Here is a 5,797-nt window from a genome sequence, read left to right as displayed (position 1 = left end):
ATATTACAATGGAAATATAGCAGGCATCGAATGGGAGGGACAGGACGGAAAAGCGAGGAGCTTCGCTTACAATTATGACAATGCCAATCGACTGTTAGCTGCAAAGTTTGAAGCAGCAGGGGAAAATAACCATTATTCCCTCCAAGGAATCAGCTATGATGCCAATGGAAATATTCTGACGATGGATAGGTTTAGCGAAAAATCAAAAACCACCTACGGAAAAGTGGATAATTTGACCTACACTTATGAAAGCAATGATGACTTAGGTGAAAATTATTCCAATAAACTGTTGCGGGTTAAGGATGGACTTGTCTCCAATACCTATACCGCAAAAGATTTTAAGCCGAATGCGGGCTCCTCAGAAGATTACGCCTATGATGCCAATGGCAACCAAACTTCTAATCCCGATAAGAGGATTACTAAAATCAGCTACAACCACCTGAATTTGCCCGAAGAGATCACTTTTTCCAATGGAGGGAAAATTAACTTTGCCTATGATGCAGAGGGGAAAAAGCTAAGCCAGACGGTTCAGGAGAACCAGGACAAGCCTGCTAATACAAGGGACTATATTGGAGAGCTGGTGTTGCTAAACGGAAACTTGGATTATACGATCCATGAAGAAGGCAGGGTGGCAAATGAATCAGATGTGTATCACTATGATTTTTATATCAAAGATCATCTAGGCAATGTCCGGCAGGTGCTTAGGCAGCCCAAAACGGAGACAAATTTGGCGACCATGGAAAGCCAACATGTACTGAAAGAGCAGGAAGATTTTTCCGGACTAAGTGCTTCCAGACAAACGGACCCAGAACAGAATGTAACCCGGGGTGGAGATAAAGTAGCTTGGCTAAATGCAGCAAGAGGAAGGGTTTTAGGTCCCTCAAGTAGACAAGAGGTCTTTACAGGAGATCGCCTTAACCTAAGTGTCTATGGCAAGTACGAAGAACAGCCACTTCAAAAAACAAACCCCGCAGGATTTGTAAACAGTGGAGGGAAAAGCAAAATTCTCAATGACCTCAATGAACTGTCCAAAAGTACCCAGCAAGCAGGAGGAGCCAACCCAATAACGATATTAAATATGATTGGCATAGTGGCGGCAGACCTACAGCAAAAGCAAACCCCTGAAGCTTACTTACTTTATGCCCTCTATGACAGTGATGGCAACCGCTACGAAGTAGGCAAGCAACCCTTAAGCAGAAAAGCCGCCAATCAGCATGAGGTTTTGGAAGAAAAATTGTATATTTCACAAGACGGATACATGGAAACCGTCTTGGTAAATGAAACCGCTGAAGACGTTTGGTTTGATGATTTTAGTATTTCTCGTACCCCCTCAATTGTGATCCAGGAAACCCATTATGATCCTTGGGGTTTGGAGTTGACTGGTCTGGGGTATCAGTATGGAGGTGTCAAGGAGAATAAGTATTTGTATAATGGGAAAGAGCTGATCGAGGACAACGGACTGGAGTATTATGACTACGGGGCGAGGATGTATGATCCGGTGTTAGGAAGGTGGGGAGTGGTGGATCCTATGGCAGAGATTTATCAAGCCTTCAGTCCCTATAACTATGCGTTAAATAATCCTATTAAATTTATAGATCCGAACGGTATGTGGGTTGAAAATGCAGATAGTTTTTCAACAGATAATCCAGATGAGATCAGGGCTTTCTTTAGTCAGAATCAAGGAAATGGAGAAAATGTAAGAATCAATGAAGATAATTGCTGCCCTAGGGAGACCAATAGGAATGTAAATGGGGGTAGTGCTGAAGGGTCCCCGAATTATACTTCTGAAATTATAACTGGTGCAGAGCATTCACTTTTGCTTAGTAATGAGTTCCGTGCTGGATCGAATGGTAAGTATGTCCATACGAGTGGAAAGGCTTATAGTAATCGATTTTACGGAAATAAATATGTTTCAAAATATACTGTTCAGGCATCTAAACTGAATACAGAAAGTACAGCAAGGTTTGTTTCGAAGGTTTCGAATGGACTTATTGTTGCAGGTGCAGCAGTAACTGTTTATGATGGAATAGCGAATGGTTGGCAAAATCATCACACAGCCGACCTATTAGTAACCGGTGGTTTTTATATATTGGCAGGTTCAATTCCGGTTGCAGGTTGGATAGCAGGTGGGGTTTATTTTACTGCCGACCTTACTACGCAATACTACACAGGTAAAAGTATAACCGAAAACCTATTTGATTAACGATGTATTACTTTGTTTATTATTTCATTTACTGTTTTGCAAAGGAGAAGAACCCGGCGCCAGAATCCTATTCTGCTGGGGCTGTAATGTTGATGGTCGTCTTTCACCTAGCCTTGGTGTTCGGTATTATAAAGTATTTTTTCAGTTGGTCTTTGCCTTTGTTAAATGAGGATTATTTCCCAAATAAACTATTGATTTTGCCTATATTTTTTTTTATTTATTGGATCACGAGTTGGTATTATGAAAAGAAATCGGATATGATTTGTAAAAAGTATGATAAGGTATATGGGAGAGGTAAAAAGAGGCTTTACAGCCTAAAAAATAATATTTGGGTTTTAGCCTTATACCTTGTTCCATTATTTATTGGTATACAACTTATTAATATGTCAAATTGATACTATTAGAGTCGCTCAATTGAGTCGTGTTTTTTAGGGTGGGGAACTTTAGCTTTAGTATTCAATACATACTTTATTTCTAGCCATCGGTAAAGTTGTCTTTCTTTTAAACAATTCTTAATTGAATATTCCATTTATATGAGGATTTTCCACTACTCTTTTCTTTTACTGAACCCTTTTTGTTCTGGCATTTGGGGCCAACCTACGCAAGTTTGTAGAAGAAAAATTGTATATTTCACAAGAGGGTACATGGAAACCGTTCTAGTCAATGATACTGCTTAGGATGTTTGGTTCGATGATTTTACCATCTCAAGAACAACTTCCATAGTGATCAAAGGGACTCATGGAGCCTGTCCTGAGGAACTCAGGAATCCTTGGGGTTTGGAGTTGACTGGTCTGGGGTATCAGTATGGAGGTGTCAAGGAGAATAAGTATTTGTATAATGGGAAAGAGCTGATCGAGGACAACGGGCTGGAGTATTATGACTACGGGGCGAGGATGTATGATCCGGTATTGGGTAGGTGGGGAGTTGTCGATCCTATGGCAGAGATTTATCAAGCCTTCAGTCCATATAACTATACATTGAATAATTTTATCAAGTATGTTGATCCTAATGGTAAGTGGGTTGAAAATGCAGATAGTTTTTCAACAGATAATCCATATGAGATCAGGGCTTTCTTTAATCAGAATCAAGGAAATGGAGAAAATGTAAGAACCTATGATGAGAATTGCTGTTCAAGGGAGGATAATAAGAATGTAAATGGGGGTAGGGGTGTATGGCATGCTCCGATGGCATCAGAACCACTTAGCTGGATGGGTGTTGGGCTTGGTGTAGTTGAAGAAGGGGTCTCAAAGGCAAATCCTTTAATAAAAAGCAATAGGAATATTGTTAATGACGCAGGTAAAGTATTGGTAATTGGAAGATTACTTCTAAATATGGTAAGAAAACCTTAGATTATACGAGGAACGGAGCAACAGTCGGAGGTTTTATTTTATCAACTGCGACTGTTGCTTTTGATGCAGTGGATTATAATAATGGTGATTTGTCTGGGGGCAGATTTAGCTATAGAACAACTGTTACAGTTTTGGGACTTGGTGTTGGGTATGTTGCTTCTGGTGGTTGGGGGGCTTTGGTAACAGGTGTCGGGATCTTAGGAGAACATGGATATGATGCAGCTGTTTGGCTTGGTAATGAAATTTCTAATGAAACCAGAAAGGTTGATAATGCAATTAGAAAAGGGTGGGTTCCTTTTAGGTAGTTATGAAAATATTTAAAGTGAATTTTAGAAGCCATTTTCGGCACTTGTGGTTGTTACTATTTTTAGTGTTTTTTGTTCCAGTTGGGTTATATGTACTGATACTATTTAGGTATGGTTTTTTTGAACCTGATAAATTTTTAATTGCTTTGGTTCTAGTATTTTTACTGTTTTTTCTACCATTAATATTGCTACATATTAACTATTACCTTTTTAGCAGAGGAGTTGTTTTCTGGTATGATAAGACTCAAGGAGCAATGATATATAAAAATATGGAAAAGGATATTAGATTTTTTTCGAAGGATATAGTCGAGGTTGTTTGTTATAAATCATATCCTATGGCTGAGGACAGGACTCCAATATTTCCATGGGATATTTATAATTATGCTTCTATCAAATTAAAAGATGGACGTGTGATTAAGCTTTCAAGCCTCGTTGTATATGAGTTTGATAAGAGTGTTAATCTTACAAAGATTAAAATTAAAAAGACATTTTATCCATGGATTAGTTGAGAATTTTAAATTTTGTATCTAAACTTACTAACTCACCTAGGAGTAGTTTTCCATTACACCTTTCTATCAAAAGCAGTTAATACTATGGAAAACATTTTAAGTCAGCAATTTGAAAAGGCTTGACATTATTCAGATTTCGAATCTATAATTTTATCATAGGTTACTTAGGGTTTACATGTTTACTTATTTTGCTTTTACAATTTTATATTACCAAAACATGTAATCATGTACCTGTTTTAATTTAGCATGGATTTTTAGAAGAAAAATTGTATATTTCACAAGACGGATACATGGAAACCGTCTTGGTAAATGAAACAGCTGAGGACGTTTGGTTTGATGATTTTAGTATTTCTCGTACCCCCTCAATTGTGATCCAGGAAACCCATTATGACCCTTGGGGCTTGGAGTTAACTGGGTTAGGGTATCAGTATGCGGGCATCAAGGCAAACAAGTACTTGTACAATGGTAAAGAATTGATTGAAGAAAACGATCTTCAGTATTATGATTATGGGGCGAGGATGTATGATCCGGTGATAGGAAGATGGGGAGTTGTCGACCCGCTGGCAGACCTTGCGCCAGGCTGGACACCATATAGGGCATTCTTTAATAACCCAATAACCTATATTGATCCAACAGGACTTTTTGAAACAAGGGCTGAGGCAAAAGAATACAGGAAAGAGCACGGTATTAAAGGGAGAATCCAAAAGGACAGTGATGGGCTTTTTGCAATTAATGACAGAAAGAACAATGCAAGTTATTTTAAGGATAGTTCTTTAGATGGGTTTGAAAATGTTATAGGCCGAGGAGATGATGGTGTTATAAAAAGCGTATTAGTAACGCCGGAGGAAAGTAATTCGACCGCTGGAGTTGGAATGACCCTTGATGGCATGGGTGGATTTGGTCAAGGGATGGTTCAGTCAGGAGGGAGTTTTAGGGTTACGAATGGAGCATACAATAGCAATCAGCTAAGTCCGAGACATTACCAGTCTGGATGGGCAGGTGGAAGTCGAGCCCAAATTACCACGTATAACATGACAAGGGTTGGCTCCAATATTGGAAGAGGGGCAATATATGGAAGCGTACTTTTAGGAGTTTATAATATGAATGAGGCAAATATACAAGATGGAAGAAGCTTTGGATATAACACTCAAGTAGCCACAGCACAAACAGCTGGAGGAATAGCAGGTGGTTGGGCTGGTGCTAAAGGAGGTGCAGTAGCAGGAGCCGCAATTGGTGTTTGGTTTTGGGGAGCTGGGGCCGTTCCTGGGTCAATTATAGGAGGTATAATTGGGGCTTGTTGGAAAATTCGATAAAATTTGACCAAGTAAAGATAAACTAAATTATTCGTGGTTATTTTGTGTGTTTGTCTTCTGATCAGCAGTACAATTCGACTACGGTAAAGTGCAATTTGGTGAGGCGTTGGGTAGGTTT

5 protein-coding genes are annotated in these 5,797 nt (G+C 39.2%); all 5 read left to right on the top strand.

The window, feature by feature from the left end; translation table 11 throughout:
* Nucleotides 1-2,203: RHS repeat-associated core domain-containing protein (locus tag AC13EX_RS00435; RefSeq protein ID WP_482891105.1), on the top strand; the 2,203-nt coding region annotated here is incomplete at its 5' end.
* A 722-nt stretch (nucleotides 2,204-2,925) separates the two neighbouring features.
* Complete coding sequence (locus AC13EX_RS00430) at nucleotides 2,926-3,552, top strand: RHS repeat-associated core domain-containing protein (RefSeq protein WP_482891104.1); 627 nt, start codon at nucleotides 2,926-2,928, stop codon at nucleotides 3,550-3,552.
* 68 nt (nucleotides 3,553-3,620) lie between these two features.
* A complete protein-coding gene (locus AC13EX_RS00425) occupies nucleotides 3,621-3,857 on the top strand; it encodes a hypothetical protein (RefSeq protein ID WP_482891102.1) in 237 nt (78 codons plus the stop codon).
* Nucleotides 3,858-3,859: 2 nt separating this feature from the next.
* The gene (locus tag AC13EX_RS00420; RefSeq protein ID WP_482891101.1) at nucleotides 3,860-4,366 is read left to right on the top strand and encodes a PH domain-containing protein; all 507 of its coding nucleotides are present in this window, start codon (nucleotides 3,860-3,862) and stop codon (nucleotides 4,364-4,366) included.
* 266 nt (nucleotides 4,367-4,632) lie between these two features.
* Nucleotides 4,633-5,679, top strand: coding sequence for an RHS repeat-associated core domain-containing protein (locus AC13EX_RS00415; protein WP_482891100.1), 1,047 nt, complete (start codon nucleotides 4,633-4,635; stop codon nucleotides 5,677-5,679).
* The last annotated feature ends 118 nt before the right edge of the window (nucleotides 5,680-5,797 follow it).

It is taken from the genome of Cyclobacterium sp. L-R (assembly GCF_056859355.1).
Note: the sequence above shows the minus strand (reverse complement) of the source record. Positions and strands in the feature narration are given on the sequence as shown.

Excerpts from the sequence above, each read along its gene's own strand:
- AC13EX_RS00420 (WP_482891101.1), top strand. The coding sequence starts at position 3,860 with ATGAAAATATTTAAAGTGAATTTTAGAAGCCATTTTCGGCACTTGTGG.